Consider the following 26,793-nt stretch of genomic DNA (forward strand, 5'->3'; position numbering starts at 1 on the left):
CGGTGAACAAAGTGGCATATCCGCCTAAATATCGGCGCTTTCACCTTGTTTCGGACACAGCACCCGACGATAGAGCGCCGCTTGCAACTCTTCGAATTTCACCGGTTTGCTGAGGTAGTCAGTCAGCCCCCGCTCGTGATCAAAGCCCTGTGCCGAGACCACAGCGGCCAGCACCGGCAACTCGGCATAACCCGGCAGCGCGCGGATCTGGCAGTCGATCGACAACCCATTGAGCGGCGGCAACAGGCAGTCGATCAGTACCGCATCGAACGGTTCGCGACGCAAAAACTCCAGCGCCGCCGGACCGCTGTCGGCGCTGCAAACCCGATAGCCAAGCTTGAGCAACATGCCCCGCACCACCAACTGATTGATGCTGTTGTCGTCGACCAACAACACCGTGCACTCCTGCGGTGCCCGCAAGCGGACGGTACTGTGAGCCGGGGGCGATTGAGCGGCAAGCGGCTGCACATTCACCACGTCGAACTCGACATCGAGCTGAAAACGGCTGCCGCGACCGGGCTCGGAGCGGTGGGTCAGACGCCCGCCAAGCAGTTCAACCAATTGCCGACAAATCGCCAGCCCGACCCCCAACCCGCCGTATTCGCGAGTCATCGAGCCGTCGAGCTGGAAGAAGCGTTGATACAACGTTGCTTCACCCAAATCGGTGAAGCCGATGCCGGTGTCGATCACCGCAAAGGACAACGCCTGGCGCCCTACTTCGGCGGGCTTGCCACTCACCCGCAAGGCCAGCCCGCCCACCCGGGTGAACTTGATCGCGTTGTCCAGCAAACACTCCAGACCCTGCGTCAGCTTGGCGCTGTCACCGTGCAGACGGTCAGGCAGCCCCGGCGCCAGATCAACCTTGAAGTCCAGCGCCTTGCTCGCGGCGTTGGCAGCGAACTGGTGCTGCAAGGTCTCAACCACCGAGCGCAAGCTGAACGCTTCGGGATAGACCTTGAGGCGGCCAGCCTGCAATTCGGTCAGGGTCAGAATGCCGTTGACCATGCGCATCATGTCCCGCGCCGAACCGGCGGCGGTCTGCTGATACTGCTCAAGCTCCGGGTCGAGTTCGACGGTCTGCATCAACTCCAGCGAACCGATCACGCCATTCATGGGCGTGCGCAGTTCGTGGGTCAGCGTCGCGAGGAATTCATCCTTCAACTGGTTACTGCGGGCCAGTTGCTGGTTCAACACTTCGAGTTTCTGCCCGGCATCGAACAGCGTCTGCGCCTGCTGCTCGCGCATGGCGTTGATCCGGTCAGCCAGGGCCAGCGACAGCAGCGCGACTTCAATCGCCGAGCCGATCTGGCTGGCGTACATGGTCAAAAACATATTGGGCAGGTAGCCGAGCACCATCAGCGTGTTGACGATGCCGCCCAACAAAAAAGCCGTCCAGGCAATGATGAAGTAGCGCGCCACACGCAGGCCACGCCACCAGGTGAAGATCCCGGCGGCGAAAATCACCACGATGAAGACCAGCGCCAATGCCGTCGCCAGGCGCAGAGCCAGTGCATAGCTGGTCATCAACGACAGGCCGACCACCACCGCGCTTCCAGCCATCAACACCAGCAGCAAACGATCAAGCCAGCGCGTGTGGCTGGCGGTTTGCAGGAAGCTGCGGGCGAACTGGCTGCCAAACAGCGCCGCCAAACCGATGAAAAACGGTGTCGCGGCGCTGGCCCACCACGGGTTGTTCGGCCAAAAATACTCGACCGCAACACCGTTGACTGACAGTTGGTAGAGACCGAACGAGGCAATATAAACGATGTAATAGAGGTAGCTGGTGTCGCGCACGCTAAGGTAGATGAACAGGTTGTAGACCACCATCCCCAGCAGCACGCCATAAATCAGACCGAGCACGTAGAGACGCAAAGGCTGGTCTTCCAGATAGGCAGTACTCGACCAGAGGGTCAGCGGTGCCTGGACCGATCCCTCGCTTTGCAGGCGCAAGTACAGCGTTTCGTATTGGTCTGGGACGAAGTCCAGTTTGAACAGGTAGTTGTTTTGCCGGATCTGCCGATTGGCGAAGGGCAAGGTATTGCCGGTACGACTGGCCAATCGATAACCACCGGTACTGTCCGGCAGATAGAGGTCGATATGGCCCATGGGCGGATAAGCCAGTTCCAGCAGCCAGGTGCGCTGGGCGTTCGGATTGCTCGGGCGGTAGTGCAGATCGACTTTCAACCAGAACGCCGACTGCGAGTAACCTGCGTTCAGCGTGTCTTTGTCGTGGGTCTTGAAGTGACCGGCCGCGGCTTGCGCACGGACATCGTCGATGGATGCAGTGCCGGCGACATCTTCGTACACCTGCATGACTCGACCCAAGGGGAGGCTTTGGGTGAGCTCATCAAAATCGGCTGCGGCCGCCAACATGGGCAAGCTCAACAGCAACATCAGCAAATAGCGCATAAAGCCCCAGCGTGGCCAGTCCGGTTGTGTCAGGAAGCCCCCCATTCCCTTTGAGTAGACGTAAAACCGGCATTACCTGTTATTGGTTTGGATCCACTCTAGCATAGCCGTTGATGGCCATTGAGCACCATTGAAAAATTTAGTCTAAAGGCTCTAGAACAAGCCTTTCAGCGCAAACCACATGCAATAGAAAACGCAATGAGCCGGTCAAGTCCGTTTCGGCTACACGGACCGAGTCATGACTCGATGGTCAACAACCGAAAAAAGATGTTTGGTGGTAAGCTCGCGCACCATGAATATCTACAGCTCTCGCCCCGTTGTCCTCTGTCTCTCCGGCCACGACCCAAGTGGTGGCGCCGGCCTGCAGGCAGATATCGAAGCCCTGCTCGCTCAGGGTTGTCATGCCGCCCCGGCAGTTACCGCGCTGACCGTGCAAGACACGGTCAACGTCAGCGACTTCCGCGTTCTCGACCGTGAGTGGGTGTTGGCACAAGCCAACGCCGTGCTCAACGACTCGACGGTCGCGGCGGTCAAGCTGGGTATGCTCGGCTCACTGGAAATGGTCGACACCGTGGTCGAACTGCTTCAGGCGCATCCGCATTTGCCGGTGGTCTGTGACCCGGTGCTGCGCGCCGGCGGCGGTGGACGACTGGGCAAGGATGAAGTGGGCTACGCCATGCGCGAGCGCCTGTTGCCACTGGCGATCATCGCCACCCCTAACCTCCCTGAAGCCCGCATTCTCGCCGAACTGCCCGAAGGCACGGCCGATGAATGCGCGGAAAAACTCCTGCCGTACGTCAAACACCTGCTGATCACCGGCGGTCATGGCGACGAACACGAAGTGCATAATCGCCTGTACAGCCGCGACGGCAGCCGCCAGACCTACACTTGCCAGCGTTTACCCGGCAGCTATCACGGTTCGGGTTGCACCTTGGCCAGCGCTCTGGCCGGACGTCTGGCCCAGGGCGAACACCTCGCCAGTGCGGTGCAGTCAGCACTCAATTACACCTGGCGCACCCTGCGAGACGCCGAACAACTGGGCAAAGGCCAGTTCGTGCCGCGCCGCCTGCCGCTGGATTTTTGCTCGTAACGCCATGAGGCCTGCCCGATGAAATTACGTGGCCTGTACGCCATTACCGACAGTCAGCTGCTGGCCGGCAAGTTCCTGCCTTACGTGGAGGCCGCTCTGGACGGCGGCGTCACGCTGTTGCAGTACCGCGACAAAAGCAGCGACGAGGCCCGCCGTCTGCGCGAGGCCGAAGCCCTGCGCAGTTTGTGCGAGCGCTACAAGACGCTGCTGATCATCAATGACGACGCCGAACTGGCCGCTCGCCTGGGTGTCGGCGTACACCTGGGGCAGACCGATGGTCCGTTGACCCCGGCCCGCTCGCTGCTGGGGCGACAGGCGATCATCGGTTCGACCTGCCATGCGCAACTCGAACTCGCCGAACAAGCGGCAAAGGAAGGCGCCAGCTATGTCGCCTTCGGCCGCTTCTTCAACTCCAACACCAAGCCCGGCGCACCGAGCTGCAGCCTGGAATTGCTCGACCAGGCCCGTAGCACACTGCACCTGCCGATCTGCGCGATCGGCGGCATCACCCTGGACAACGCCCCCCCGCTGGTCGCTCACGGGGTCGATCTGCTGGCCGTCGTCCATGGCCTGTTTGGCGCCGACACTGCTCAAGAAGTGACGCGCCGTGCTCGCGCCTTCAATAACTTATTCAATGCTTAAGCATTCAATTCCTGATTTCTGAGAGCCAAATCATGTCTCGTTCCGAAACCCTGTTTGCCAATGCCCAGAAACACATTCCCGGCGGCGTGAACTCGCCTGTTCGTGCATTCAAGAGCGTCGGCGGCACGCCGTTGTTCTTCAAGCACGCCGAAGGCGCCTACGTGACGGACGAAGACGACAAGCGTTATGTCGACTACGTCGGTTCCTGGGGGCCGATGATTCTCGGCCACAGCCACCCGGACGTCCTGGACGCCGTGCGCAAGCAGCTTGAACATGGTCTGTCCTACGGCGCGCCGACCGCGATGGAAACCGAGATGGCCGACCTGGTCTGCTCGATCGTGCCGTCGATGGAAATGGTGCGCATGGTCAGCTCCGGCACCGAAGCCACCATGAGCGCCATTCGCCTGGCCCGTGGTTTCACCGGCCGCGACAGCATCATCAAGTTCGAAGGTTGCTACCACGGTCACTCCGACAGCCTGCTGGTGAAAGCCGGCTCCGGCCTGCTGACCCAAGGCGTGCCGAGTTCCGCTGGTGTTCCGGCTGCTTTCGCCAAACACACCCTGACACTGCCATTCAACGACATCGACGCCGTTGAAAAAATGCTCGCCGAAGTCGGCCAGGAAGTGGCGTGCATCATCGTCGAACCAGTGGCGGGCAACATGAACTGCGTGCCACCGGCGCCAGGTTTCCTCGAAGGCCTGCGCACCCTGTGTGACAAACACGGCGTGGTGCTGATTTTCGACGAAGTGATGACCGGTTTCCGCGTAGCACTCGGTGGCGCCCAGGCGCACTACGGCGTAATCCCGGACCTGAGCACCTTCGGCAAGATCATCGGTGGCGGCATGCCGGTCGGCTGCTTCGGCGGCAAACGCGAAATCATGTCGCACATCGCGCCGCTGGGCCCGGTTTACCAGGCAGGCACCCTGTCGGGTAACCCGCTGGCCATGGCCGCCGGCCTGACCACCCTGCGCCTGATCAGCCGCCCGGGCTTCCACGCAGAACTCACCGAGTACACCCGCCGCCTGCTCGATGGCCTGCAACAACGCGCCGACGCCGCTGGCATCCCGTTCGTGACCACCCAGGCCGGCGGCATGTTTGGTCTGTACTTCAGCGGCGCCGACGACATCGTGACCTTCGATGACGTGATGGCCAGCGATGCCAATCTGTTCAAGCGCTTCTTCCACCTGATGCTGGAAGGTGGCGTGTACCTGGCACCGAGCGCCTTCGAAGCCGGTTTCACCTCGATCGCGCACGGCGAAGCCGAGCTGAAACTGACGCTGGACGCCGCTGAACGCGCGTTCGCCGCATTGAAGTAAGCAGCGATAGACGCTGACGTCGACGATTGTCGACGTCAGCTTTATCCTACATTCCTACCTTATTTCTTACGCAACGCTCGCAAATCCCCCAAAAAGCGGCAGATATAATCCCCGCGCGGCAGAAAAACGAGTAAAGACTTTGTAAGGTGGGTCCTGCTTATTTCATAATGCGCGCTTATTGGATCCCTCGATGGGTCCGCGCGCCCTTCAGAGGTAAGTCGATTCCCATGAACCGCACCGGCCGCACCCTTGCCTTGGGCTGCCTGTTGCTCCTTCAGCCCCTGCTCGCGCACGCACAAGCAGGCGGCAACTCGTTGTTGATCCCGGCAATGGGTCGTTGCACCCTCAATACCCAGCCTGAAGACCTGAAGGAGGCACTCGCCGCCTGCCAGAAAGCGTCGGACGCCGGGGATGCGCAAGCGCAATACGAGTTGGGCGAGTTCTACTACGAAGGCAAAAGCGCGCCGCGCGACCTCAATCAAGCCCTCAGCTACTTCGAAAAAGCCTCGCTGCAAGGCCACGCTCAGGCGCAATTCAAACTCGGCACCATGTTCTTCCACGGCGAAGGCGTACCGGCCAATAACGTTCAGGCGTATATCGTGCTGAAAATGGCCGCGGTCAACGGTGCGGAAGACGCGCTGGACACCGCCGACGAAGTCGCCGAGCACATGCAACGCGATGAACTGGAAGTCGCCACCCAGGTACTGGGGCAAATTTTCCGTAAATACCTGATGGAACTGCAAAGCGCGGATGGGCGTACGCCGTTCTCGCCATTGCCCTGAATCCAGCGCGAGCAGTGTGGCGAGGGAGCTTGCTCCCGCTGGGGCGCGAAGCGTCCCTAAACCCTGCGATCACTGTCGACCTGGCAGACCGCACTCTTAGGTTTTACGACTGCTGCGCAGCCGAGCGGGAGCAAGCTCCCTCACCACAGGGGCAACCGCTTACTTCTCAGGCATCGGCATCGGAAACGGCATGACATTGCCGACCGCGCCACGGGCTTCGCTGATTTTCGGTGTGCCCAGGCGCTCGACTTCGTCGATGCGCACAATCGAATGCATCGGCACAAAGCTGCGCACCACGCCTTCGAACTGAGCCTTGAGCTTCTCTTCGCTCGGATCGACGACCACTTGCGTGCGCTCGCCAAAGACGAACTCTTCCACTTCCAGGAAGCCCCACAGATCACTTTGATAGATCTGCTTGGCGTACATTTCGAACACCTGGCCCTGATTGAGGAAAATCACCTTGTAGATTGGAGCTTCACGTTTGGTCATGGTGGGCGGGTAACACATCGAGGGATAAAAATGAGGGCGCGAACTATAGCATAGCCGCTGGACGCACGACGGTAGGAACCTGGGGACTTGTTCCCTATAATACGCGGTTCTTTGAATCAGTGAGACCGGGGTCCATGGCCAAGAAGCTCTATATCGAAACCCACGGTTGCCAGATGAACGAGTACGACAGCTCGCGCATGGTCGATCTGCTGGGCGAACATCAGGCCCTGGAAGTGACCGCCCGCGCCGAAGACGCGGACGTGATTCTGCTCAACACCTGCTCGATTCGCGAACGCGCCCAGGACCGGGTGTACTCCCAGCTTGGACGCTGGCGCGAACTGAAGCTCGCCAACCCGGAAATGGTCATCGCCGTCGGCGGTTGCGTGGCCAGCCAGGAAGGCGCGGCGATCCGCGACCGCGCACCCTATGTCGACGTGGTTTTCGGCCCTCAGACCCTGCACCGCTTGCCGGAAATGATCGACGCTGCGCGCCTCACCAAACTGCCGCAAGTCGACGTCTCGTTCCCGGAAATCGAAAAGTTCGACCACCTGCCAGAGCCTCGCATCGATGGCCCGAGCGCCTACGTTTCGGTGATGGAAGGTTGCAGCAAGTACTGCACCTTCTGTGTGGTGCCGTATACCCGCGGCGAAGAAGTCAGCCGGCCATTCGATGACGTGATCGCCGAGATCATTCACCTGGCCGAGAACGGCGTACGTGAAGTCACCCTGCTGGGGCAGAACGTGAACGGCTACCGCGGCCTGACCCACGACGGTCGCCTGGCCGACCTGGCCGAGCTGATCCGCGTGGTCGCAGCCGTCGAGGGCATCGACCGTATTCGCTACACCACGTCACACCCGCTGGAGTTCTCCGACAGCCTGATCCAGGCCCACGCCGATGTACCGGAACTGGTCAAACACCTGCATCTGCCGGTGCAGTCGGGCTCTGACCGGATTCTTGCAGCCATGAAACGCAACCACACTGCGCTTGAATACAAATCGAAGCTGCGCAAGCTGCGGGCCGCCGTTCCGGGTATCTGTATCAGCTCGGACTTCATCGTTGGCTTCCCCGGCGAGACCGAAAAAGACTTCGAACAGACCATGAAACTGATCGAAGACGTCGGTTTCGACTTCTCCTACTCGTTCGTCTACAGCCAGCGCCCGGGCACCCCGGCTGCCGATCTGGCCGACGAAACCCCGGACGAGCTGAAAAAAGAGCGCCTGAACGCCCTGCAACACCGCCTCAACCAGCAAGGTTTCGAGATCAGCCGACAAATGGTCGGTTCGACCCAGCGGATCCTGGTGACCGATTATTCGAAAAAAGACCCGGGCGAGCTGCAAGGCCGGACCGAGAATAATCGAATCGTCAACTTCCGCTGCGACAATCCAACCTTGATCGGCCAGTTCGCTGATGTGCACATCGATGCCGCACAGCCGCACTCGCTGCGTGGTTCGTTGATTCAATAACACCACACTCCACTGTGGGAGCGAGCCTGCTCGCGATGGCGCCAGGTCAGACGGCTTAGATGTTGAATGTCAGACCGTCATCGCGAGCAGGCTCGCTCCCACAGGGTCGGTGTTTAATGTTGCTTATTTAAGAGCTTTCGCACGTAGCCTGCTGGCGTTATCCTTTATTTATCTCCATTGCCCCAGGGCGGCTAAAAACAACCTTGAACGCACCCATAGAACCACATCGCTTCATCCTCGAGCCCTTTGAGGCTCACCGCTTCGCCAATCTGTGCGGGCAATTCGATGAGCATTTGCGCTTGATCGAACAACGCTTGGCGATCGTGATCCGCAATCGCGGCAATCAGTTTGAATTGATTGGCGAACTCAAACACACCACCTCCGCGGAAAACCTTCTGCGCCGCCTCTACCGCGAAACCAAGGGTAGCGAGCTGTCGCCAGACATGGTTCACCTGTTCCTGCAGGAGTCGGCCGTGGAAGAAATGGACAACCATTCGCCCGCCGAACACTCCGTTGCCCTGCGTACCAAAAAAGGCATGATTCGCCCTCGCGGCTTGAATCAGCTGCGCTACGTGAAGGAAATCCTGGCCAACGACATCAACTTCGGCATTGGCCCGGCCGGTACCGGCAAGACCTATCTGGCCGTTGCCTGTGCAGTCGATGCGCTGGAGCGCGAGCAGATCCGCCGCATCCTGCTGGTACGTCCAGCGGTCGAGGCTGGCGAGAAACTCGGCTTCCTGCCCGGCGATCTGTCACAAAAGATCGACCCGTACCTGCGTCCGCTCTATGACGCGCTGTACGAAATGCTCGGTTTTGAACACGTCGCCAAACTGATCGAACGTCAAGTGATCGAAGTCGCACCACTGGCTTACATGCGTGGTCGTACGCTGAATAACAGCTTCATCATCCTCGACGAAAGCCAGAACACCACCGTCGAACAGATGAAGATGTTTCTGACTCGGATCGGTTTCGGCTCGACGGCAGTCATCACCGGTGACATCACCCAGATCGACCTGCCGAAGGGCACCAAGTCCGGGCTGATTCATGTGATCGACGTGCTCAAGGAAGTACCGGGTATCAGCTTTACCCACTTCAAGCCCAAAGACGTCGTGCGCCACCCGCTGGTGCAGCGCATTGTCGAAGCCTACGAGCGCTTTGAAAATCGCCTGATCGACGAACCTGCGACGCTTTCCGCCGAAAAGGGCAACCGCCACGATGCTTGAGCTTGATCTGCAACTGGCGACCGAAGCGTCTGCTCCCAGTGAAGCCGAATTCCGTCAATGGTGCGAACTGGCCCTGCGCCAGCGCACTGCCGACTCCGAATTGACCATTCGCCTGGTCGACGAGGAAGAAGGCCGTGAACTGAACTACACCTGGCGTCAAAAGGATTACGCGACTAACGTCCTGTCGTTCCCTGCCGATGTGCCCGACGAGTTGCTGGACATCCCGCTGCTGGGCGATCTGGTGATCTGCGTGGCCGTGGTCGAGCGCGAAGCTGCCGAACAAGGCAAGGAATTGAAGGCCCACTGGGCTCATCTGGTCATTCACGGCTGCTTGCATCTGTTGGGTTACGACCATATAGATGACGACGAAGCCGAAGAAATGGAAGCACTGGAACGAACGTTGCTTGCAGAACTGGGTCATCCTGACCCTTATGCGGACGACGAAACCGAAACATCCCCTATCGTTACAACAAAGGATTCAGAGTAATCGCTATGAGCGAAGATCGATCGAGCAACGGGCAAAAGTCCTGGCTGGGTAAACTCACCCAAGCTTTTGCCCACGAGCCGAAAAACCGTCAGGAGCTGCTGGAGCTTCTGCGTGATGCCCATCAGAACAAGTTGCTGGACAGCGAAGCGCTGGCCATCGTCGAAGGCGCCATCCAGGTGGCTGACCTGCAAGTACGCGACATCATGGTCCCGCGCTCGCAAATGGTCAGCATCAAGGCGCACCACACACCCCGCGAGTTCCTTCCGGCCGTCGTTGATTCCGCGCACTCGCGTTATCCGGTGATCGGCGAGAGCCACGACGACGTCATGGGCGTGTTGCTGGCCAAGGACTTGCTCCCCCTGATCCTCAAGGAGAACGGCGACAGCTTCAACATCAAGGATCTGCTGCGTCCGGCCACCTTCGTGCCCGAATCCAAGCGTCTGAACGTGCTGTTGCGCGAGTTCCGCGCCAACCATAACCACATGGCCATCGTCATCGACGAGTACGGCGGTGTGGCGGGCCTGGTGACCATCGAAGACGTGCTGGAACAAATCGTCGGCGACATCGAAGACGAGCACGACGTCGAAGAAGACAGCTACATCAAGCCACTGCCCAGCGGTGACTTCCTGATCAAGGCCCTGACGCCGATCGAGAACTTCAACGAGTTCTTCGACAGCGAATTCTCCGACGACGAGTTCGACACCGTTGGCGGCCTGGTGATGAGCGCGTTCGGGCACTTGCCAAAACGCAACGAAATCACTGAAATCGGCGCCTATCGCTTCCGCATTCTGAACGCCGACAGCCGTCGTATTCACTTGCTGCGCCTGACACCTATCGCCCGGTAACACTAAGGATTGAAATGCGCTGGATAACCCGCCCCGGCTGGCCCGGTAACCTGCTGGCCGTGGCGGCCGGTGCACTCACCACCCTGGCCTTGGCGCCGTTCGATATCTGGCCGCTGGCATTGCTGGCGGTCGGGTTTTTCTACGCCGGTTTGCGCCAACTGACGCCTCGTCAGGCCTTGGGCCGTGGCTGGTGTTTCGGTTTTGGCCTGTTTGGCGCTGGCACCAGCTGGATCTACTACAGCATTCACAACTTTGGCGGTGCTTCGGTGCTGCTGGCCGGGTTGCTGATGCTGGCGTTCACCGCTGCGATTGCCTGGTTTTTCGCCTTGCCTGCCTGGCTCTGGGCGCGCTGGCTGCGCCGTAACGAGGCGCCATTGGCCGATGCCCTGGCGTTCTCAGCGTTATGGGTCGGTCAAGAAGCCTTTCGCGGCTGGTTCCTCACCGGTTTCCCGTGGCTCTATTCCGGTTACAGCCAGCTCGACGGCCCGCTCGCCGGGTTGGCACCCTTGGGCGGCATGTGGCTGATCTCCTTCTCCCTCGCCCTGACCGCCGCGCTTGTGTACAACCTGGCGCAACTGATCAAGGCAGGACGCAAAGGCTTTATCGTCGCAGGCTTGCTGTTGCTGGCTGCGCCATGGGTGATCGGTCTGTCGCTCAAGGGCCACGCCTGGACCAGCCCTTCGGGCAACCCGCTAAGTGTCGCGGCGATCCAGGGCAACATCGAACAAAGCATGAAGTGGGACCCGGCGCAGCTCAACGCGCAGCTGGCGCTATACCGCGACATGAGCTTCAGCTCCAAGCGCGTCGACCTGCTGATCTGGCCGGAAACCGCGGTCCCGGTGCTCAAGGAGTCCGCAGAGGGCTACTTGAACATGATGGGCAGCTTCGCCGCCGAACGTAACTCGGCACTGATTACTGGAGTACCCATTCGTGAGGAAGTCCACCACGAAAAACGCTTCTTCAATGGCATCACTGTGGTCGGCCAAGGTGATGGTACCTACCTCAAGCAAAAGCTGGTGCCGTTTGGCGAGTACGTGCCGCTGCAAGATCTGCTGCGGGGGCTGATTGCGTTCTTTGACCTGCCGATGTCGGACTTCGCTCGCGGCTCGGCCGATCAACCTCTGCTGCAAGCCAAGGGTTACCAGATTGCGCCCTTCATCTGCTACGAAGTGGTCTACCCGGAATTTGCCGCCGGCCTTTCGGCACGCAGTGATTTGCTGCTGACCATCAGCAACGACACCTGGTTCGGTACCTCCATTGGCCCGTTGCAACACTTGCAAATGGCGCAGATGCGGGCACTGGAAGCCGGCCGCTGGATGATTCGCGCAACCAACAACGGTGTCACCGGGTTGATCGACCCATTCGGCAAGATCACGGCGCAAATCCCGCAATTCGAACGCGGCATTCTCTATGGCGAAGTGGTGCCAATGCACAACCTGACGCCCTACCTGCAATGGCGTTCGTGGCCGCTGGTCATCCTGTGTGTGCTTCTGTTTGGCTGGGCACTGCTGGCGAGCCGGATAGCGAAGACGGTTTAAAGACTTGGCCTGTTCCTCTCGCGAGTGGGCTGTTGTGGCGAGGGAGCTTGCTCCCGCTGGGCTGCGAAGCAGCCCTGAAACCTGCTCCCCCCATTTTCTCGGAAACACCGCGTTCGCCTGCATTGCGGCCGCTGCGCGGCCGAACGGGAGCAAGCTCCCTCGCCACAGGGCTCATGCTCGCTCCCTGAATCAGCGATAGAAGATCGAATACCCGATCTGCCCCACCGCCTCATTCAGCAGTTGCCCGGACCGCCAGATCGATTTGAACGTCGGCATCCAGCCGCCCAGCGGCTCGGCATTGTCAGTGCCCAAAAAACCCACCGGGGCCGGCACCACGGTGAAACCCGCGTGCTCGAAACTCCAGACGCTGCGCGGCATATGCCAGGCTTGCGTCACCACCACGACCCGCTTCAACCCCAAAGGCTCCAGCATCTGGGCGGTGAACTGGGCATTTTCCCAGGTGGTAAGGCTGCGCCCCTCCTGCCAACGGACCGTCACACCAAAATCATCCTGCAACGAATCGGCCATCAACTTCGCTTCGGTCGGCGGCGTGCCGTAGTGCAGGCCACCACTGGTCAACACCGGAAGGCCTGACGCCTTGGCCAGCCGTGCTGCGTAACGCTCCCGTTCCAGCGCCACACCGGTCGGCTGATCGGAACCCCAGGCAAGGTCGCCCCGTTCGCGCCCCGCCCCCAGCACCACGATCACATCCGCGCGTTCGGCCAGGGTCGCCCATTCGCTACGGGCCAGCGGTGAATCACGCTCAAGGGCCTTGGCGCCCCACTGCACGACGACCGGCAAACTCATCAACCAGAAACCACCGGCACCCAAGGCAAAACACAGCCCTGCAAGGCGTGGTCTTGAGCGGCGCAGCCACCAGGCGAGTGCAAGCAACAGCAAGAGGATGCCGGGGGGCAAAAGAAGTTGTTTCACGAAATAACGAAAAGGCATCGAGCATCTCCAAAAAGATGCCCGAAGCCTAAGTGGGTTGAAGCAAAGCAACAACTGAAGTGGAAGACCTTTTTATCAAAAAGCCATCCGGGGTGACTTCATGCGCCCGCAGGGGGCAACAAACACTTGCCTGATCACTTACTTGACCTGCAGGGACCGGACCTTTACCGCGTCCCTGCCAGATACCTTGTCTTTCAACCATATAATTTTGGCCGAACGGGGGGCGTCCTTTTGCTTCACTGCTTCTGATAACAAGCATCCTTGCCCCTCGCGCTCACAACGGTCCAGGTAAGCCTTGATCAATTCGAACTCTGCGCGGCTCAAACCGCGAAGCTCCAGCTCCACCGGACGCTCATCGCGCAACCGGCCCGCTGTCTTTACGGCATCCAAGGCCACCCCCAGACGCTCTATCAGCTTTTCGTACAACTCTGGTTTTGTTACTTTTCGTTGTGACTCAACCATCCCTCACCTCATTGAAGATAAGACTCACTCCCCATCTAGAGCTTAGCTTCGCTGGGCAAACCGTTCTGATGCCGCGACCAACGGCCCTAGGGTCTGTTGACGTTGGGTGGCGGACCGCGTTGCTGTGCCAACGTCAACAGACCCTACGCACGTAATCAGGGTTTCCCTCGGTAGAGCGCGGTCATGTATGCTACGGCGCTTCCTGTAACTCCACTTCCAGCTCGGCTGGGCATCGAAAACGCCACATGTGGCGTCGTCAGCGTCCAGCGTTGCATTGAAGAGGATTAGGCCACCCCTATTCAGTTCAAAAGTAGCCATGCACGAACTCTATCAGCCCCGTGAAATCGAAAATGCTGCCCAGTCGTTCTGGGACGAGCAAAAGTCCTTTGAAGTCAGTGAACAGCCAGGCAAGGAGACTTTCTACTGCCTGTCGATGTTCCCTTACCCCAGCGGCAAGCTACACATGGGGCACGTGCGCAACTACACCATCGGCGACGTGATCTCCCGCTATCAGCGCATGCAAGGCAAAAACGTCCTGCAACCCATGGGTTGGGACGCCTTTGGCATGCCAGCGGAAAACGCCGCGATGAAGAACAATGTCGCGCCGGCCAAGTGGACCTACGAAAACATCGCCTACATGAAAACCCAGCTGCGCAGCCTGGGCCTGGCGGTCGACTGGTCACGCGAGGTCACCACCTGCAAGCCCGATTACTACCGCTGGGAACAATGGCTGTTCACTCGCCTGTTCGAAAAAGGCGTGATCTACCGTAAAAACGGCACTGTGAACTGGGACCCGATCGACCAGACCGTTCTGGCCAACGAACAGGTGATCGACGGTCGCGGCTGGCGCTCTGGCGCGCTGATCGAAAAGCGTGAAATCCCGATGTACTACTTCAAGATCACCGCCTACGCGGATGAACTGCTGGAGAGTCTCGACGACCTGCCGGGCTGGCCTGAACAAGTCAAAACCATGCAACGCAACTGGATTGGCAAATCCCGTGGCATGGAAGTGCAGTTCCCGTACAACGTCGACTCGATCGGCGAAGCGGGCACACTGAAAGTCTTCACCACCCGTCCGGACACTCTGATGGGCGCGACCTACGTTGCCGTGGCAGCCGAGCACCACCTGGCGACCCTGGCGGCGCAAAACAACCCTGAGCTGCAAGCGTTCATCGCGCAATGCAAAGGCGGTAGCGTGGCCGAGGCCGACGTTGCCACCCAGGAGAAAAAAGGCCTGCCGACCTCGCTGTTCGTCGAGCACCCGCTGACTGGCGAAAAACTGCCGGTGTGGGTCGCCAACTACGTGCTGATGCACTACGGCGATGGCGCGGTCATGGCTGTGCCGGCGCACGACGAGCGTGATTTCGAGTTCGCCACCAAGTACAACCTGCCGATCAAGTCCGTGGTGCGCACCAGCGCAGGCGACGAGAACCCGGCTCCGTGGCAGGACGCCTACGGCGAATACGGCATGCTGATCAATTCCGGTGAATTCGACGGCCTGGACTTCGCTGGTGCGTTTGACGCCATGGAAGTTGCCCTGATCAAGAAAAACCTCGGCACCTCGCGCACCCAGTTCCGCCTGCGCGACTGGGGCATCAGCCGTCAGCGTTACTGGGGCTGCCCGATCCCGATCATCCACTGCGACACCTGCGGTGACGTGCCGGTGCCGGAAGATCAACTGCCTGTGGTGCTGCCGGAAGACGTCGTACCCGATGGCGCCGGTTCGCCATTGGCGCGCATGCCCGAGTTCTACGAGTGCAGTTGCCCGAAATGCGGCCAGCCTGCCAAGCGTGAAACCGACACCATGGACACCTTCGTCGAGTCCTCCTGGTACTACGCCCGTTATGCCTCGCCGCATTACGAAGGTGGCCTGGTAGACCCGGCTGCGGCCAACCACTGGTTGCCGGTCGATCAGTACATCGGCGGTATCGAACACGCGATCCTGCACCTGCTGTATGCGCGCTTCTTCCACAAACTGATGCGCGACGAAGGTCTGGTCAGCTCCAACGAGCCGTTCAAGAACCTGCTGACGCAGGGCATGGTGATCGCCGAGACCTACTACCGTCGCGAAGCCAATGGCAGTCTGACCTGGTTCAACCCGGCCGACGTCGAGCTGGAGCGCGACAGCAAGGCCAAGATCATTGGCGCCAAGCTGATCAGCGACGGCATGCCTGTCGAAATCGGCGGCACCGAGAAGATGGCCAAGTCGAAGAACAACGGCGTTGACCCACAGTCGATGATCGACCAGTACGGCGCTGACACCTGCCGCCTGTTCATGATGTTCGCTTCGCCGCCTGACATGAGCCTGGAATGGTCCGACTCCGGCGTCGAAGGTTCGCACCGCTTCCTCAAGCGCGTCTGGCGTCTGGCTCAGGCCCACGTTGGCCAGGGCCTGCCGGGGAAACTGGACATCGGCACGCTGAACGATGAGCAGAAAGCCATCCGTCGAGCGATCCACCTGGCGATCAAGCAAGCCAGCCAGGACGTCGGCCTGTACCACAAATTCAACACCGCCATCGCCCAGGTGATGACGCTGATGAACGTACTGGAAAAAGCCCCGCAAGGTACTGAACAGGACCGTGCGCTGTTGCACGAAGGCCTGGAAACCGTTGCCCTGCTGCTGGCGCCAATCACGCCGCACATCAGCCACGAACTGTGGCATCGACTGGGTCACGCCGGCCCAGTGATCGATGCCGGCTGGCCAGTGCTGGATGACAGCGCTCTGGTTCAGGACAACCTGCAACTGGTGATTCAGGTCAACGGCAAGCTGCGCGGCCAGATCGAAATGCCGGCCAGCGCCAGCCGCGAAGAAGTCGAAGCCGCCGCACGGACCAATGAAAACGTGCTGCGCTTCGTCGACGGCCTGACTATTCGTAAAGTGATCGTAGTGCCCGGGAAACTGGTCAATATCGTCGCAAGCTAATTGGATCAGGCGCAAGGTCCCGTACCTGGCGCCGAATAGAACCTTTCGGGCCGCACCGTCGGCCCACATGGTTTCAATGGGAGCAACAAGATGATCAAACGCAATCTGCTGGTGATGGGCCTCGCAGTCCTGTTGAGCGCCTGCGGCTTCCAGCTGCGCGGTACCGGCACCACCGAACTGGCGATCAAGGAACTGGACCTGAGCGCGCGTAACGCCTACGGCGAGACCGTAGTGCAGATGCGTAAGACGCTGGAAAGCGGTGGCGTCAAAGTTTACGTCGGTGCGCCTTACAAGCTGGTGTTCACCAATGAGCAAGAAAGCCTGCGCACCCTCAGCTACATCGGTGGCGCCCAGTCGGCCGAGTATGAGCTGACCACCGTACTGAACTATGAAATCGTGGGCCACAACAAGTTGTCCCTGATCGACGACAAGCTGCAGGTGCAGAAGGTCTACATGCACGACGGCAACAACCTGGCAGGTTCTGACCAGGAAGCCGCCGAAGCGCGCAAGGAAATACGCCGCGAGCTGGTGCAACGCATGATGTTGCGCCTGCAACAGCTCACCCCGGCTCAGCTTGATCAGTTGCAGCAGACTGCCGATGCCCGTGCAAAGGCTGAAACCGATGCACTGGAAGCCGCACGCAAAGCTGAAGCGGACACTCCGCGTCAGTCGCCTCTGCAGCTGCCCGCTGAATAAGCCTTACGGGGCGCTCCGGCGCCCCGTTCGCCCCGCCTTATGAAACTAGCCCCCGCCCAGCTCGGCAAACACCTGCAAGGCGCCCTTGCGCCGGTGTACATAATCAGTGGCGATGACCCGCTATTGTGCCAGGAGGCCGCCGACGCGATCCGTGTCGCTGCCCGCCAGCAAGGCTTTGACGAGCGTCAGGTGTTCAGCGCAGACGCCAGTTTCGACTGGGGTACGCTGCTGCAAGCCGGCGCCAGCATGTCGTTGTTCGCCGAAAAGCGCTTGCTGGAGCTGCGCTTGCCGTCCGGCAAACCCGGCGACAAGGGCGCAGCCGCACTGATGGAGTACTGCTCGCGTCCGGCCGAAGACACCTTGCTGCTGATCAGCCTGCCAAAGCTTGACGGCAGTGCGCAGAAAACCAAGTGGGGCAAGGCGCTGGTCGAAGGTCCGCAGACCCAGTTCGTGCAAATCTGGCCGGTGGATGCCAATCAGTTGCCGCAATGGATTCGTCAGCGTCTGTCCCAGGCCGGGCTTGCCGCCAGCCAGGACGCCGTTGAGCTGATCGCCGCACGAGTGGAAGGCAACCTGCTGGCCGCCGCCCAGGAAATCGAAAAGCTCAAGTTGATGGCCGAAGGTGGCCAGATTACGGTTGAAACGGTGCAAGCTGCGGTGGCTGACAGCGCGCGCTTCGATGTTTTCGGGCTGACCGATGCGATTCTTAACGGCGAAGCCGCCCATGCCTTGCGCATGCTCGAAGGCTTGCGCGGCGAAGGCGTCGAGCCTCCCGTGATTCTTTGGGCGCTGGCCCGCGAACTTCGGCTGCTGGCCAACCTGTCGCTGCAATACAGCCAGGGCGTGCCGTTGGACAAGGCCTTCAGTCAGGCCCGACCACCCATCTGGGACAAGCGCAAACCATTGATGAGCAAAGCCCTGCAACGCCATTCGGCACAGCGCTGGGCGCAGCTGCTGCTCGATGCCCAGCGGATCGACGCACAAATCAAAGGCCAGGCCGCGGGCTCACCGTGGATGAGCCTGAGTCGTTTGTCGTTGTTGATGGCCGGCCAGCGCCTTTCATTGCCCGCCGAGTAAGTCTTTCGACCGCATAACGGCCATCGCGAGCAGGCTCGCTCCCACAGGAATAGCGTCAACTTTGTGGGAGCGAGCCTGCTCGCGATGAGGGCCGAAAGGTCCTACACATCGTAGGGACTAGACAGAATCCCCACTTCGGCCGATGATTTGCCCCGCGAAAACCACTCACCGAGAGAACCGCCCATGAGCAAACACAAGCGGCCCAACAAGGCCAAATCCATTGTCGCCCAGCCACTGTTCCGCAGCCGTCAGGAACAACCCGGCAAGGGCAAAGGCAGCTACCGCCGCGAAGCCTTCCAGTCTAAAAGCTGGGAGGCTTCTTACTTTCTGGCGGCTTGAAACTTCAACATCACCCCGCTCCCCCTCGGCATGATAAGGTCTGCACCTGATTCGTATTATCTGGACCTGTGCATGCCCCTTTGTCTTTCCCGTCGTTGGCACCTGCGCCAACTGATTGCTGCCTCCAGCCTTGTTCTGCTTGTCGCCTGCGCGGAAAAACCCACCGCTGCCGACGCGCAACCGCTTCAAACCGTCCCCGTTGCGAGCGCCCCGGCCATCATCCCCCCGGTAGTGCCGACTGGCGACAACCTCGATATCCAGCCGACCCAGACCTTTGAAGAATGGGAAGCCGGCTTCCGCAAGGACGCCCTCGCAGCCGGTATCCGCCCGGACGTGTTCGACCTCGCCTTTGCCGGTGTCACGCCGGACATGAGCGTGATCCGCGCCGACCGCAGCCAACCGGAGTTTACCCGCCCGGTGTGGGAATACCTCGATGGCGCGCTCTCCGCCGCGCGCGTGCGCAAAGGCCAGGCATTACTCAGCCAGTACGCCGAGACCTTGACCACCATCGAGCAGCATTATGGTGTCGACCGCCAGGCACTTGTGGCGGTCTGGGGCATGGAAAGCAACTTCGGCAGTTTCCAGGGTGACAAGTCAGTGATCCGTTCGCTGGCGACCCTGGCCTACGAAGGCCGGCGCCCAGGCTTTGCCCACACCCAATTGCTGGCTGCGCTTCAGATTCTGCAACAAGGGGATATCACACCCGAGAAAATGCTCGGTTCCTGGGCCGGCGCCATGGGCCAGACCCAGTTCATCCCGACCACCTATCTCACCCACGCGGTAGATTTTGACGGCACCGGTCACCGCGATATCTGGGGCAGCCCGACCGACGCATTGGCCTCGACCGCCCATTACCTGCAAAGCTCCGGCTGGCAGAAAGGTCAGCCCTGGGGCTTCGAAGTGCAACTGGCGAGCGGTTTCGACTATTTGCTGGCTGACGGTGCGATTCGCAAAAGCGTCTCCGAGTGGATGCAACTGGGCTTGAAGCTTCCTAACGGTGCCCGCATTCCGGCCGGCACCGAGCAGCTGTCAGCCGCCCTGCTGTTGCCTGCCGGCTATCGCGGCCCGGCCTTCCTGATCCTCGACAACTTCCGCGCCGTCCTCAAATACAACAATTCGTCGTCCTATGCATTGGCCGTCAATCTGTTGTCCGAGCGCTTCACCGGGGCAGGCCTGATCAACGGCGACTGGCCGAAAGACGACCTGCCCTTGAGCCGTTCCGAGCGAATCGAACTGCAGAGCTTGCTCAGTGCCAATAACTACGACGCGGGTAACGCCGACGGCATCATCGGCGCCAACACCCGCAAGGCCATTCGCAGCGCCCAGCAGTCGTTTGGCTGGCCAGCGGATGGCTACCCGACACACAAGTTGCTGGAAGGTTTGCGTAACCGATAGTCAACCGTATGGCGGATACCGCTTTCGCGAGCAGGCTCGCTCCCACAGGTGACCGAGTTCCTTCATGGAAATACGGTCTAATGTGGGAGCGAGCCTGCTCGCGAAGACTGACTAACTGGCAACCACACTCTAACGCCTGAACACCACATCCTGCTCCAGCCACAACTCCTTGCTCCCCGCATCCAGCCGCACCAACGCGCCCATGGGCAGCGTGAGGTTCGGGTCGCAATGGCCGCTGCGCCAGCCAGCGAGCACAGGAATGCGCAACGGCTCGAAGGTTTGCTTGAGCAACTGCGCCAATGCATCGCTGTCCACGCCTGCCACATCCCCCACCAGCACCCCACGCAGACGGCTCAACTTGCCGGCCAGGCGCAGATGGGTCAGCAACCGGTCGATGCGATACAGCGGCTCGTTGATGTCCTCGATGAACAGAATGATGCCATCGGTATCGATTTCAAACGGTGTGCCCAGGGTCGCGGTGATCATTGACAGGTTGCCGCCCAACAAACGCCCATGAGCGATGCCGGGCTCGATCGTGGTCAAAGGGTATGCCACCGGATGAGCCAGCAGACTTCCGGCGCTCAGTTGGCCTCTGAGCAGGCTGAACAACGAAGATTCGGTAGGTTGCTGCTTGTCCCCGAGCAAGTCGGCATTGAGCATCGGCCCGTGAAAGGTCACGAACCCCGCATAACGGCTGATGGCCAGGTGCAGCGCAGTGATATCGCTGTAACCGACAAACGGCTTGGCATTGCGCCGCAGCAGTTCGAAGTCGATCCGGTCCAGCAGGCGCGGGCTGCCGTAACCGCCGCGCAAGCAGAGAATCGCATCAATGGCCGTGTCGGCAAACGCCTCATGCAGATCCTTTAGACGAACATCGTCACTGCCGGCCAGGTAGCCGTCGCTCTCAAGGACGCCCGGGAAAATCCGCAGCGAATACCCCCGTGCGCGCATCCATTGAAAAGCCTTATCGGTATCCAGTGCCGCCGGTCCTGCCGGCGCAATGATACCGATCAGCCCCTCGGCGGGTAATGCCGGGACCTGCGTGTGCTCAGAAATAACGAGGGTCGAGCGAGTGGTCATCCGTGATTCTCCCTGTGTGAATGTTTCAACACACAGTAGTCAGGAACGGGGGCAAACAGAAGAGGATCAGCCATCCCACAGGGTGCAGGAACAAGCTGAATGTGACGTGGTACCGGGGTAGCACCCATAAACAAAAATGCCCGCAAGGTTCAAGCCTTGCGGGCATTGTGGATCAGGACGACATCAACTCGGCCTTGACCAGCTTCGCTTGCTCGTCAGCGTGGTACGAGGAGCGCACCAACGGGCCGGAGGCGACGTTCTTGAAGCCCATCTTGTAGCCTTCTTCGGCGAACCAGGCGAAGGTGTCCGGGTGCACGAAACGCTGCACCGGCAAGTGGCTGCGCGACGGTTGCAGGTATTGGCCCAGAGTCAGCATGTCGATGTCGTGTTCGCGCATGCGCTTCATGACTTCGATGACTTCTTCGTCGGTTTCGCCCAGACCCAGCATCAAACCGGACTTGGTCGGAATGTGCGGCATCATCTGCTTGAATTTTTGCAGCAGGGTCAGCGACCACTGATAGTCCGAACCCGGACGCGCCGCCTTGTACAGGCGTGGCACGGTTTCCAGGTTGTGGTTGAACACATCCGGCGGCTCGGCGGCGGTGATGGCCAAGGCCACGTCCATCCGGCCACGGTAGTCCGGCACCAGGGTTTCCAGCTGCACGTTTGGCGACAGCTTGCGGATTTCACGGATGCAATCGGCGAAGTGCTGGGCACCGCCGTCACGCAGGTCATCGCGGTCCACCGAGGTGATGACCACGTACTTCAGTTTCAGGTCGGCGATGGCGATGGCCAGGCTTTCCGGCTCGTTGACGTCCAAGGGCTTCGGACGACCGTGGCCGACGTCGCAGAACGGGCAACGACGGGTGCAGATGTCACCCATGATCATGAAGGTCGCGGTGCCACCGGAGAAGCACTCGCCGAGGTTCGGGCAGGAGGCTTCTTCGCAGACACTGTGCAGCTTGTGTTTGCGCAGCAGGGCCTTGATACGGTCGACTTCCGGGGAAACCGGGATGCGCACGCGAATCCAGTCAGGCTTTTTCGGCAATTCGGTGGTCGGAATGATCTTCACCGGGATGCGCGCAACCTTTTCGGCGCCGCGCAGCTTTACGCCAGCTTCCACTTTGGCGCGCGGGGCCGGGCGCTCGGTAACATCCAGCGTCGGGATCATGGTTTGCACAGCGTCTTGCGCAGTAGTCATATCAGTCGATTCCGCCCGTTAGGGTCGTCTGCTCAGCATAGTCGAGGTGTTTGACGAGCTGCGCACGCAGCCGGGCACTTACCTCGGCAAATTCAATCGGCCCTGTATGGTCACGCAGCTGGGTCATGGCCAGCCCGGCGTAGCCACAGGGGTTAATCCGTCGGAACGGCTCCAGATCCATATCCACGTTCAAGGCCAGGCCATGAAAGGAGCAACCGTGGCGGATCCGCAGACCCAAAGAAGCGATTTTTGCACCGTCGACGTAGACGCCCGGCGCATCGGCCTTGGCCACGGCGGTGACGCCGTAGCTGGCCAGCAGCTCGATCAGGCACTGCTCCATCCGGCTGACCAGGTCACGCACGCCGAAACCCAGCTTGCGCACATCCAGCAGCAGATAAGCCACCAACTGACCCGGGCCGTGGTAAGTCACTTGACCACCACGGTCGACCTGCACCACCGGAATATCGCCGGGAAGCAGCAGATGCTCAGCCTTGCCGGCCTGGCCCTGGGTAAAAACCGGCGGATGCTCGACCAGCCAGATTTCATCGGCGCGGTCGCTGCCGCGCTCGTTGGTGAACCGTTGCATGGCATGCCAGACCGGCTCGTAAGCCAGCTGGCCGAGCTCGCGAAAGCCCAGCGGTTCGGACATCACAACACCATGTGCACGAAACCGGTAGCCCGCAACTCGCTGTTGATGTCGTACAGCTGTTCTTGGCCGGTAGCGATAATGTGCAACTGGATGGTCGTGTACTTGCCATTGGTACTCTGGCGCTCGGCCAGGGTCTTGTGGTCTACGGTGGCGTGCTTCTCAAGGATCGCGATGATCTTGTCCTTGAAGCCCACACCGGTATCGCCGATCACCTTGATCGGGTAATCCGCGCAGGGGAATTCGATCTTTGGCGCCTTTACTTCGGTATCTGTCATGGCGTAACGGCCTCGCAAGCCGTGGCAACGGACATGGCCCCGCTCCGGGTCGGAACGGGGCCATGCAGGTCCACACTAAATTCAGTTGAACAAGCCGTAGAAGAATAGACGGATGCTATCCCACATGCGGCGGAAGATACCACCTTCGTCGACCGCGTCCAGCGCGATCAGATCGGCGCTATGCACGACCTTGTCGTCCAGTTTCACTTCGACTTTACCAATCACGTCGCCCTTGGCGATCGGTGCGACCAGTTGCGGGTTCATGGTCATGCTGGCAGCGAGCTTTTTCAGCTGGCCTTTAGGCAGGGTCATGGTCAGGTCTTCAGCCAGACCGGCTTTGACCTGGTGGGTGGTGCCCTTCCAGACTGGAGCCTGAGCCAGCTCAGCGCCTTTCTGATAGAAGGTCTGGGTTTCGAAGAAGCGGAAACCATAGGTCAGCAGCTTCTGGGTTTCAGCCGCACGAGCACTTTCGCTGTTGGTGCCGAACACCACGGCGATCAGGCGCATGCCATCACGTACTGCCGAGGACACCATGCAGTAGCCGGCTTCTTCGGTGTGACCGGTTTTCAGACCGTCAACGGTCTTGTCACGCCACAGCAGCAGGTTGCGGTTCGGTTGCTTGATGCCGTTCCAGAAGAACTCTTTCTGCGAGTAGATCGCATAGTGAGCCGGGTCTTCGTGGATGATCGCGCGCGCCAGAACGGCCATGTCGTGAGCCGTGGAGTAGTGCTCCGGGTTCGGCAGACCGGTCGGGTTCATGAAGTGACTGTTGGCCATGCCCAGATCGGCAACGGTCTTGTTCATGAGATCGGCGAAGGCGTCTTCGCTGCCGGCGATGTGCTCGGAGAGCGCGACGCTGGCGTCGTTGCCCGACTGGATGATGATGCCGTGCAGCAGGTCGCTGACGGTCACCTGCGAGCCCACCTTGATGAACATCCGCGAACCGCCGGTGCGCCAGGCGTTTTCGCTGACGGTGACCGGATCGTTTTCGCCGATCTGGCCGCGACGGATTTCCAGGGTCGCAATGTAGGCCGTCATCAGTTTGGTCAGGCTAGCGGGCGGCAGACGCTGGTCACCGTTGTTCTCGACCAGCACGTTGCCGCTGCTGGCGTCCATGAGCACATAGGCTTTAGCGGCCAGTTGCGGTGGCGACGGCATCATCTCGACCGCGAAAGCGGCGGGTGAGATCAGCAGCGGGACTAGCAGGCACAGGCGTTTGGCAAAGGTGGTGATGTTCATCCGTCTCTCGAAATCGCTAATGGAAACTGCCCTACGGGCAAAACTAATCTGACAACCTCCCAGGCGCTGAGCCTGCGGGTTATCGCGTGTTCAGTTGTTCACTCTCTAACCCTTGCCGGGTTTTTATTGTTCGACGAGCCAACAACTCAGGTTCGCCCCCCAAACCGCAAGCGAACCTTGAATCAGGAATTACTTACTCGGCAGTCACCAGGCTCGGCGAACCGAGATTGGCCAGACGCACGCTGTTCTGCACTTGCGCGATTTCACCCTGCGAACCGATTGGCCCCAGGCGAACCCGATGCAGCGTCTGTTGATTGCGTACGATCGAGCTGATGAACACCGGAGCGCTCACCATCCCGCTCAACTTCGATCTCAGGAGTTCTGCAGCGTCCGGGTTGGCGAACGCGCCCACCTGCAGATACTGGCCAGAGGCTGGTACAGAAGCGTTTTTTTTTGCATCGATCTGCACCGGCACAACGGCCGCGGCGTGTTGCTGCGGCGGCGGTGTCCATTGCTCGACGGTGCCGGCCGACGCCGTAATCACCGGCGCACTATTTTGCGCGACTTGCGGCTCGTTGAGCATCAACGGTGCTGGCCGGCCTTTCGCCGCCCACCACTCTTGCGGGTCGATGCCTTCAACCTTGACCCGCGCAGTGCCGATCTCGGCATACCCGAGTTTCTTGGCCGCCGCGTAGGACAAGTCGATGATGCGATCCGAATAGAACGGCCCACGGTCGTTGACCCGCAGGATCACGCTCTTGTTGTTGTCCAGGTTGGTCACCCGAACGTAACTGGGTAACGGTAGGGTCTTGTGTGCGGCACTCATGCCATACAGGTCGTACACCTCGCCGTTGGCGGTGTTCTGGCCGTGAAACTTGGTGCCATACCAGGACGCCGTGCCGGAGGCGACATAACGCTTGGATTCGGCCAGCGGAAAGTAGGTCTTGCCCAACACGGTGTACGGATTGGCCTTGTAAGGCCCGGTGTGCAGGGTCGGTGTGGCGTCGGGAATACGCGAGATGTCCACATCCCACCACGGCGCACCGTCTTTGTGGGCACGGTTGATATCCAGCCCTGGTGTTGCGCGTATGGCGGTCGTGGTTTTTTGTTGCGGCGCACGGCTGGTCGAACAGCTGACCACCAGCAACGTCAACGCGGCGAAAGCCACCAGCTTCAGGGGTTTACGGATTGGCGATGCCAGCATTACTTGACGCCCCGTGCTTGGACCAGCATTTCAGACAACTGATGTACCGCCATGGCGTACATCACGCTGCGGTTATAACGCGTGATCGCGTAAAAATTCTTCAGACCCATCCAGTATTCTGGACCATTGTCACCATCCAGACGGAAAGCGGTGACCGGCATATCATCGCGCAGCGCATCATGACTCGACCAGCCCAACGCCCGCAACTCCCCGACGGTTTTCGTCGGCTCGATGCCGGTGGTCAAGCCTTCGTCGACCTGATCGCCGCGCACATCGGCCCGACTGACCACCGGCTCGCCAGCCACCCAGCCGTGACGCTTGAAATAGCTGGCAACGCTGCCGATGGCATCGTCCGGATTGGTCCAGATATTGATGTGGCCACTACCGTCGAAATCCACCGCATAGGCGCGAAAACTGCTCGGCATAAACTGCGGCAAGCCCATGGCGCCGGCGTACGAGCCTTTAAGCGTCAGCGGGTCGACCTGCTCTTCGCGGGCCAGCAGCAGGAACTCACGCAATTCCTTACGGAAAAACTCGGCACGTGGAGGGTAGTCGAAACTGAGGGTCGACAAGGCGTCGATCACCCGATAATTGCCGGTATTTCGGCCGAAAAAGGTTTCAACGCCGATGATCGAGACGATCACCTGGGCCGGAACACCGTATTCGCGCTCGGCGCGGGCCAGCACCGCTTCGTGCTGGCGCCAGAAGTCCACGCCCCGAGCGATCCGCGCATCGGTCAGGAACATCGGACGATATTCCTTCCATTGCTTGACCCGCTCGGCCGGTTTGGAGATCGCGTCGAGAATCGATTGTTTGCGCTCGGCTTCGCGGAACACGCCCATCAGCTGTTCGCCGGCGAAACCGTAGTCGCGGGTCATCTCACCGACAAATTCGGCCACTTGCGGCGAGCCTTCATAATCGCCGGCCAGCGCTTCCTGCGCTGCACCAAGGATGCTTACCAGGCCGACCCACGGAGCGTATCGAGTCGCCCAGCCACGCATTACTTGCATTGAAATCT

General features: G+C 60.2%; 25 protein-coding genes. 14 read left to right on the forward strand and 11 right to left on the reverse strand.

Features of this window, described 5'->3' with window-relative positions; genetic code table 11:
* Positions 1-24: 24 nt before the first annotated feature.
* On the reverse strand, positions 25-2,409 hold the full coding sequence (locus NTD87_RS16315) for a hybrid sensor histidine kinase/response regulator (RefSeq protein WP_262115050.1): 2,385 nt from the start codon (positions 2,407-2,409) through the stop codon (positions 25-27).
* 292 nt (positions 2,410-2,701) lie between these two features.
* On the opposite strand from NTD87_RS16315, the gene NTD87_RS16320 reads away from it, so the two are divergent.
* The 4 genes from NTD87_RS16320 to NTD87_RS16335 all read left to right on the forward strand — a co-directional run bounded on the left by NTD87_RS16320 (position 2,702) and on the right by NTD87_RS16335 (position 6,239).
* Complete coding sequence (locus NTD87_RS16320; RefSeq protein ID WP_123423520.1) at positions 2,702-3,499, forward strand: hydroxymethylpyrimidine/phosphomethylpyrimidine kinase; 798 nt, start codon at positions 2,702-2,704, stop codon at positions 3,497-3,499.
* An 18-nt stretch (positions 3,500-3,517) separates the two neighbouring features.
* A complete protein-coding gene (thiE, locus tag NTD87_RS16325; protein ID WP_262115053.1) occupies positions 3,518-4,141 on the forward strand; it encodes a thiamine phosphate synthase in 624 nt (207 codons plus the stop codon).
* Positions 4,142-4,173: 32 nt separating this feature from the next.
* The gene (hemL, locus tag NTD87_RS16330) at positions 4,174-5,457 is read left to right on the forward strand and encodes a glutamate-1-semialdehyde 2,1-aminomutase (protein WP_262115054.1); all 1,284 of its coding nucleotides are present in this window, start codon (positions 4,174-4,176) and stop codon (positions 5,455-5,457) included.
* A 227-nt stretch (positions 5,458-5,684) separates the two neighbouring features.
* Entirely contained in the window at positions 5,685-6,239 is a 555-nt protein-coding gene (locus NTD87_RS16335) for a tetratricopeptide repeat protein (RefSeq protein WP_262115055.1), read from the forward strand.
* Between the two features lie 159 nt (positions 6,240-6,398).
* Here the strand turns inward: NTD87_RS16335 and NTD87_RS16340 are convergent, their stop codons facing one another.
* Positions 6,399-6,728 (reverse strand): DUF1820 family protein, encoded by a 330-nt coding sequence (locus NTD87_RS16340; RefSeq protein ID WP_003185742.1) that lies wholly within the window; start codon positions 6,726-6,728, stop codon positions 6,399-6,401.
* Positions 6,729-6,862: 134 nt separating this feature from the next.
* Here NTD87_RS16340 and miaB point away from each other — a divergent pair, with 134 nt between their 5' ends.
* From miaB to lnt, 5 genes are all read left to right on the forward strand, one after another.
* The gene (miaB, locus tag NTD87_RS16345; protein WP_262115057.1) at positions 6,863-8,191 is read left to right on the forward strand and encodes a tRNA (N6-isopentenyl adenosine(37)-C2)-methylthiotransferase MiaB; all 1,329 of its coding nucleotides are present in this window, start codon (positions 6,863-6,865) and stop codon (positions 8,189-8,191) included.
* A gap of 203 nt (positions 8,192-8,394) precedes the next feature.
* Complete coding sequence (locus NTD87_RS16350; RefSeq protein WP_262115058.1) at positions 8,395-9,414, forward strand: PhoH family protein; 1,020 nt, start codon at positions 8,395-8,397, stop codon at positions 9,412-9,414.
* Positions 9,407-9,901 carry an rRNA maturation RNase YbeY gene (ybeY, locus tag NTD87_RS16355; RefSeq protein WP_262115059.1) on the forward strand — a complete coding sequence of 165 codons (495 nt, stop codon included), beginning with the start codon at positions 9,407-9,409 and terminating at the stop codon, positions 9,899-9,901. The genes NTD87_RS16350 and ybeY overlap by 8 nt, the downstream gene beginning before the upstream one ends.
* Positions 9,902-9,906: 5 nt before the next feature.
* The gene (locus NTD87_RS16360) at positions 9,907-10,746 is read left to right on the forward strand and encodes an HlyC/CorC family transporter (protein ID WP_262115060.1); all 840 of its coding nucleotides are present in this window, start codon (positions 9,907-9,909) and stop codon (positions 10,744-10,746) included.
* A gap of 14 nt (positions 10,747-10,760) precedes the next feature.
* Entirely contained in the window at positions 10,761-12,284 is a 1,524-nt protein-coding gene (lnt, locus tag NTD87_RS16365; RefSeq protein ID WP_262115061.1) for an apolipoprotein N-acyltransferase, read from the forward strand.
* Positions 12,285-12,473: 189 nt separating this feature from the next.
* Here lnt and NTD87_RS16370 read toward each other — a convergent pair whose 3' ends face one another.
* Both NTD87_RS16370 and NTD87_RS16375 read right to left on the reverse strand, forming a co-directional pair.
* Positions 12,474-13,235 carry a YdcF family protein gene (locus tag NTD87_RS16370; RefSeq protein WP_262115062.1) on the reverse strand — a complete coding sequence of 254 codons (762 nt, stop codon included), beginning with the start codon at positions 13,233-13,235 and terminating at the stop codon, positions 12,474-12,476.
* Positions 13,236-13,373: 138 nt separating this feature from the next.
* Positions 13,374-13,697 (reverse strand): hypothetical protein, encoded by a 324-nt coding sequence (locus NTD87_RS16375; protein ID WP_262115063.1) that lies wholly within the window; start codon positions 13,695-13,697, stop codon positions 13,374-13,376.
* 316 nt (positions 13,698-14,013) lie between these two features.
* On the opposite strand from NTD87_RS16375, the gene leuS reads away from it, so the two are divergent.
* The 5 genes from leuS (at position 14,014) to NTD87_RS16400 (ending at position 20,127) form a co-directional block, all read left to right on the forward strand.
* The gene (gene leuS / locus NTD87_RS16380) at positions 14,014-16,620 is read left to right on the forward strand and encodes a leucine--tRNA ligase (protein WP_262115065.1); all 2,607 of its coding nucleotides are present in this window, start codon (positions 14,014-14,016) and stop codon (positions 16,618-16,620) included.
* A 90-nt stretch (positions 16,621-16,710) separates the two neighbouring features.
* Positions 16,711-17,316 (forward strand): LPS assembly lipoprotein LptE, encoded by a 606-nt coding sequence (lptE, locus tag NTD87_RS16385; RefSeq protein ID WP_262115066.1) that lies wholly within the window; start codon positions 16,711-16,713, stop codon positions 17,314-17,316.
* Positions 17,317-17,355: 39 nt separating this feature from the next.
* Positions 17,356-18,393, forward strand: a complete 1,038-nt coding sequence (gene holA, locus NTD87_RS16390; RefSeq protein ID WP_262115067.1) for a DNA polymerase III subunit delta — start codon at positions 17,356-17,358, stop codon at positions 18,391-18,393.
* A gap of 183 nt (positions 18,394-18,576) precedes the next feature.
* Complete coding sequence (gene arfA, locus NTD87_RS16395) at positions 18,577-18,732, forward strand: alternative ribosome rescue factor ArfA (protein WP_019693801.1); 156 nt, start codon at positions 18,577-18,579, stop codon at positions 18,730-18,732.
* A gap of 72 nt (positions 18,733-18,804) precedes the next feature.
* Positions 18,805-20,127: a lytic murein transglycosylase gene (locus NTD87_RS16400; protein ID WP_262115068.1), complete on the forward strand. Its 1,323-nt coding sequence runs from the start codon at positions 18,805-18,807 to the stop codon at positions 20,125-20,127.
* 129 nt (positions 20,128-20,256) lie between these two features.
* Here NTD87_RS16400 and NTD87_RS16405 read toward each other — a convergent pair whose 3' ends face one another.
* The 7 genes from NTD87_RS16405 to mltB all read right to left on the reverse strand — a co-directional run bounded on the left by NTD87_RS16405 (position 20,257) and on the right by mltB (position 26,785).
* Positions 20,257-21,207, reverse strand: a complete 951-nt coding sequence (locus tag NTD87_RS16405) for an LD-carboxypeptidase (protein WP_262115069.1) — start codon at positions 21,205-21,207, stop codon at positions 20,257-20,259.
* Positions 21,208-21,379: 172 nt separating this feature from the next.
* A complete protein-coding gene (gene lipA, locus NTD87_RS16410) occupies positions 21,380-22,378 on the reverse strand; it encodes a lipoyl synthase (protein WP_162491279.1) in 999 nt (332 codons plus the stop codon).
* Between the two features lie 31 nt (positions 22,379-22,409).
* Positions 22,410-23,057: a lipoyl(octanoyl) transferase LipB gene (lipB, locus tag NTD87_RS16415; RefSeq protein WP_262115070.1), complete on the reverse strand. Its 648-nt coding sequence runs from the start codon at positions 23,055-23,057 to the stop codon at positions 22,410-22,412.
* On the reverse strand, positions 23,057-23,332 hold the full coding sequence (locus NTD87_RS16420; protein ID WP_008152827.1) for a DUF493 domain-containing protein: 276 nt from the start codon (positions 23,330-23,332) through the stop codon (positions 23,057-23,059). Before NTD87_RS16420 ends, lipB begins: the two co-directional genes overlap by 1 nt.
* 81 nt (positions 23,333-23,413) lie before the next feature.
* Entirely contained in the window at positions 23,414-24,571 is a 1,158-nt protein-coding gene (locus tag NTD87_RS16425) for a D-alanyl-D-alanine carboxypeptidase family protein (RefSeq protein ID WP_262115071.1), read from the reverse strand.
* A 193-nt stretch (positions 24,572-24,764) separates the two neighbouring features.
* Positions 24,765-25,775 carry a septal ring lytic transglycosylase RlpA family protein gene (locus NTD87_RS16430; protein WP_262115072.1) on the reverse strand — a complete coding sequence of 337 codons (1,011 nt, stop codon included), beginning with the start codon at positions 25,773-25,775 and terminating at the stop codon, positions 24,765-24,767.
* On the reverse strand, positions 25,775-26,785 hold the full coding sequence (mltB, locus tag NTD87_RS16435) for a lytic murein transglycosylase B (RefSeq protein ID WP_262115073.1): 1,011 nt from the start codon (positions 26,783-26,785) through the stop codon (positions 25,775-25,777). Before mltB ends, NTD87_RS16430 begins: the two co-directional genes overlap by 1 nt.
* Positions 26,786-26,793 lie beyond the last annotated feature (8 nt).

The sequence above is a fragment of the Pseudomonas sp. 6D_7.1_Bac1 genome, from assembly GCF_025465945.1.
GTDB lineage: Bacteria > Pseudomonadota > Gammaproteobacteria > Pseudomonadales > Pseudomonadaceae > Aquipseudomonas.

What these genes read in the sequence shown, in the direction of transcription:
- NTD87_RS16315 (WP_262115050.1), bottom strand. Translation starts at nt 2,409, where the DNA reads ATGCGCTATTTGCTGATGTTGCTGTTGAGCTTGCCCATGTTGGCGGCC.
- NTD87_RS16320 (WP_123423520.1), top strand. Translation starts at nt 2,702, where the DNA reads ATGAATATCTACAGCTCTCGCCCCGTTGTCCTCTGTCTCTCCGGCCAC.
- thiE (WP_262115053.1), top strand. Translation starts at nt 3,518, where the DNA reads ATGAAATTACGTGGCCTGTACGCCATTACCGACAGTCAGCTGCTGGCC.
- hemL (WP_262115054.1), top strand. Translation starts at nt 4,174, where the DNA reads ATGTCTCGTTCCGAAACCCTGTTTGCCAATGCCCAGAAACACATTCCC.
- NTD87_RS16335 (WP_262115055.1), top strand. Translation starts at nt 5,685, where the DNA reads ATGAACCGCACCGGCCGCACCCTTGCCTTGGGCTGCCTGTTGCTCCTT.
- NTD87_RS16340 (WP_003185742.1), bottom strand. Translation starts at nt 6,728, where the DNA reads ATGACCAAACGTGAAGCTCCAATCTACAAGGTGATTTTCCTCAATCAG.
- miaB (WP_262115057.1), top strand. Translation starts at nt 6,863, where the DNA reads ATGGCCAAGAAGCTCTATATCGAAACCCACGGTTGCCAGATGAACGAG.
- ybeY (WP_262115059.1), top strand. Translation starts at nt 9,407, where the DNA reads ATGCTTGAGCTTGATCTGCAACTGGCGACCGAAGCGTCTGCTCCCAGT.
- NTD87_RS16360 (WP_262115060.1), top strand. Translation starts at nt 9,907, where the DNA reads ATGAGCGAAGATCGATCGAGCAACGGGCAAAAGTCCTGGCTGGGTAAA.
- lnt (WP_262115061.1), top strand. Translation starts at nt 10,761, where the DNA reads ATGCGCTGGATAACCCGCCCCGGCTGGCCCGGTAACCTGCTGGCCGTG.
- NTD87_RS16370 (WP_262115062.1), bottom strand. Translation starts at nt 13,235, where the DNA reads ATGCCTTTTCGTTATTTCGTGAAACAACTTCTTTTGCCCCCCGGCATC.
- NTD87_RS16375 (WP_262115063.1), bottom strand. Translation starts at nt 13,697, where the DNA reads ATGGTTGAGTCACAACGAAAAGTAACAAAACCAGAGTTGTACGAAAAG.
- leuS (WP_262115065.1), top strand. Translation starts at nt 14,014, where the DNA reads ATGCACGAACTCTATCAGCCCCGTGAAATCGAAAATGCTGCCCAGTCG.
- lptE (WP_262115066.1), top strand. Translation starts at nt 16,711, where the DNA reads ATGATCAAACGCAATCTGCTGGTGATGGGCCTCGCAGTCCTGTTGAGC.
- holA (WP_262115067.1), top strand. Translation starts at nt 17,356, where the DNA reads ATGAAACTAGCCCCCGCCCAGCTCGGCAAACACCTGCAAGGCGCCCTT.
- arfA (WP_019693801.1), top strand. Translation starts at nt 18,577, where the DNA reads ATGAGCAAACACAAGCGGCCCAACAAGGCCAAATCCATTGTCGCCCAG.
- NTD87_RS16400 (WP_262115068.1), top strand. Translation starts at nt 18,805, where the DNA reads ATGCCCCTTTGTCTTTCCCGTCGTTGGCACCTGCGCCAACTGATTGCT.
- NTD87_RS16405 (WP_262115069.1), bottom strand. Translation starts at nt 21,207, where the DNA reads ATGACCACTCGCTCGACCCTCGTTATTTCTGAGCACACGCAGGTCCCG.
- lipA (WP_162491279.1), bottom strand. Translation starts at nt 22,378, where the DNA reads ATGATCCCGACGCTGGATGTTACCGAGCGCCCGGCCCCGCGCGCCAAA.
- lipB (WP_262115070.1), bottom strand. Translation starts at nt 23,057, where the DNA reads ATGTCCGAACCGCTGGGCTTTCGCGAGCTCGGCCAGCTGGCTTACGAG.
- NTD87_RS16420 (WP_008152827.1), bottom strand. Translation starts at nt 23,332, where the DNA reads ATGACAGATACCGAAGTAAAGGCGCCAAAGATCGAATTCCCCTGCGCG.
- NTD87_RS16425 (WP_262115071.1), bottom strand. Translation starts at nt 24,571, where the DNA reads ATGAACATCACCACCTTTGCCAAACGCCTGTGCCTGCTAGTCCCGCTG.
- NTD87_RS16430 (WP_262115072.1), bottom strand. Translation starts at nt 25,775, where the DNA reads ATGCTGGCATCGCCAATCCGTAAACCCCTGAAGCTGGTGGCTTTCGCC.
- mltB (WP_262115073.1), bottom strand. Translation starts at nt 26,785, where the DNA reads ATGCAAGTAATGCGTGGCTGGGCGACTCGATACGCTCCGTGGGTCGGC.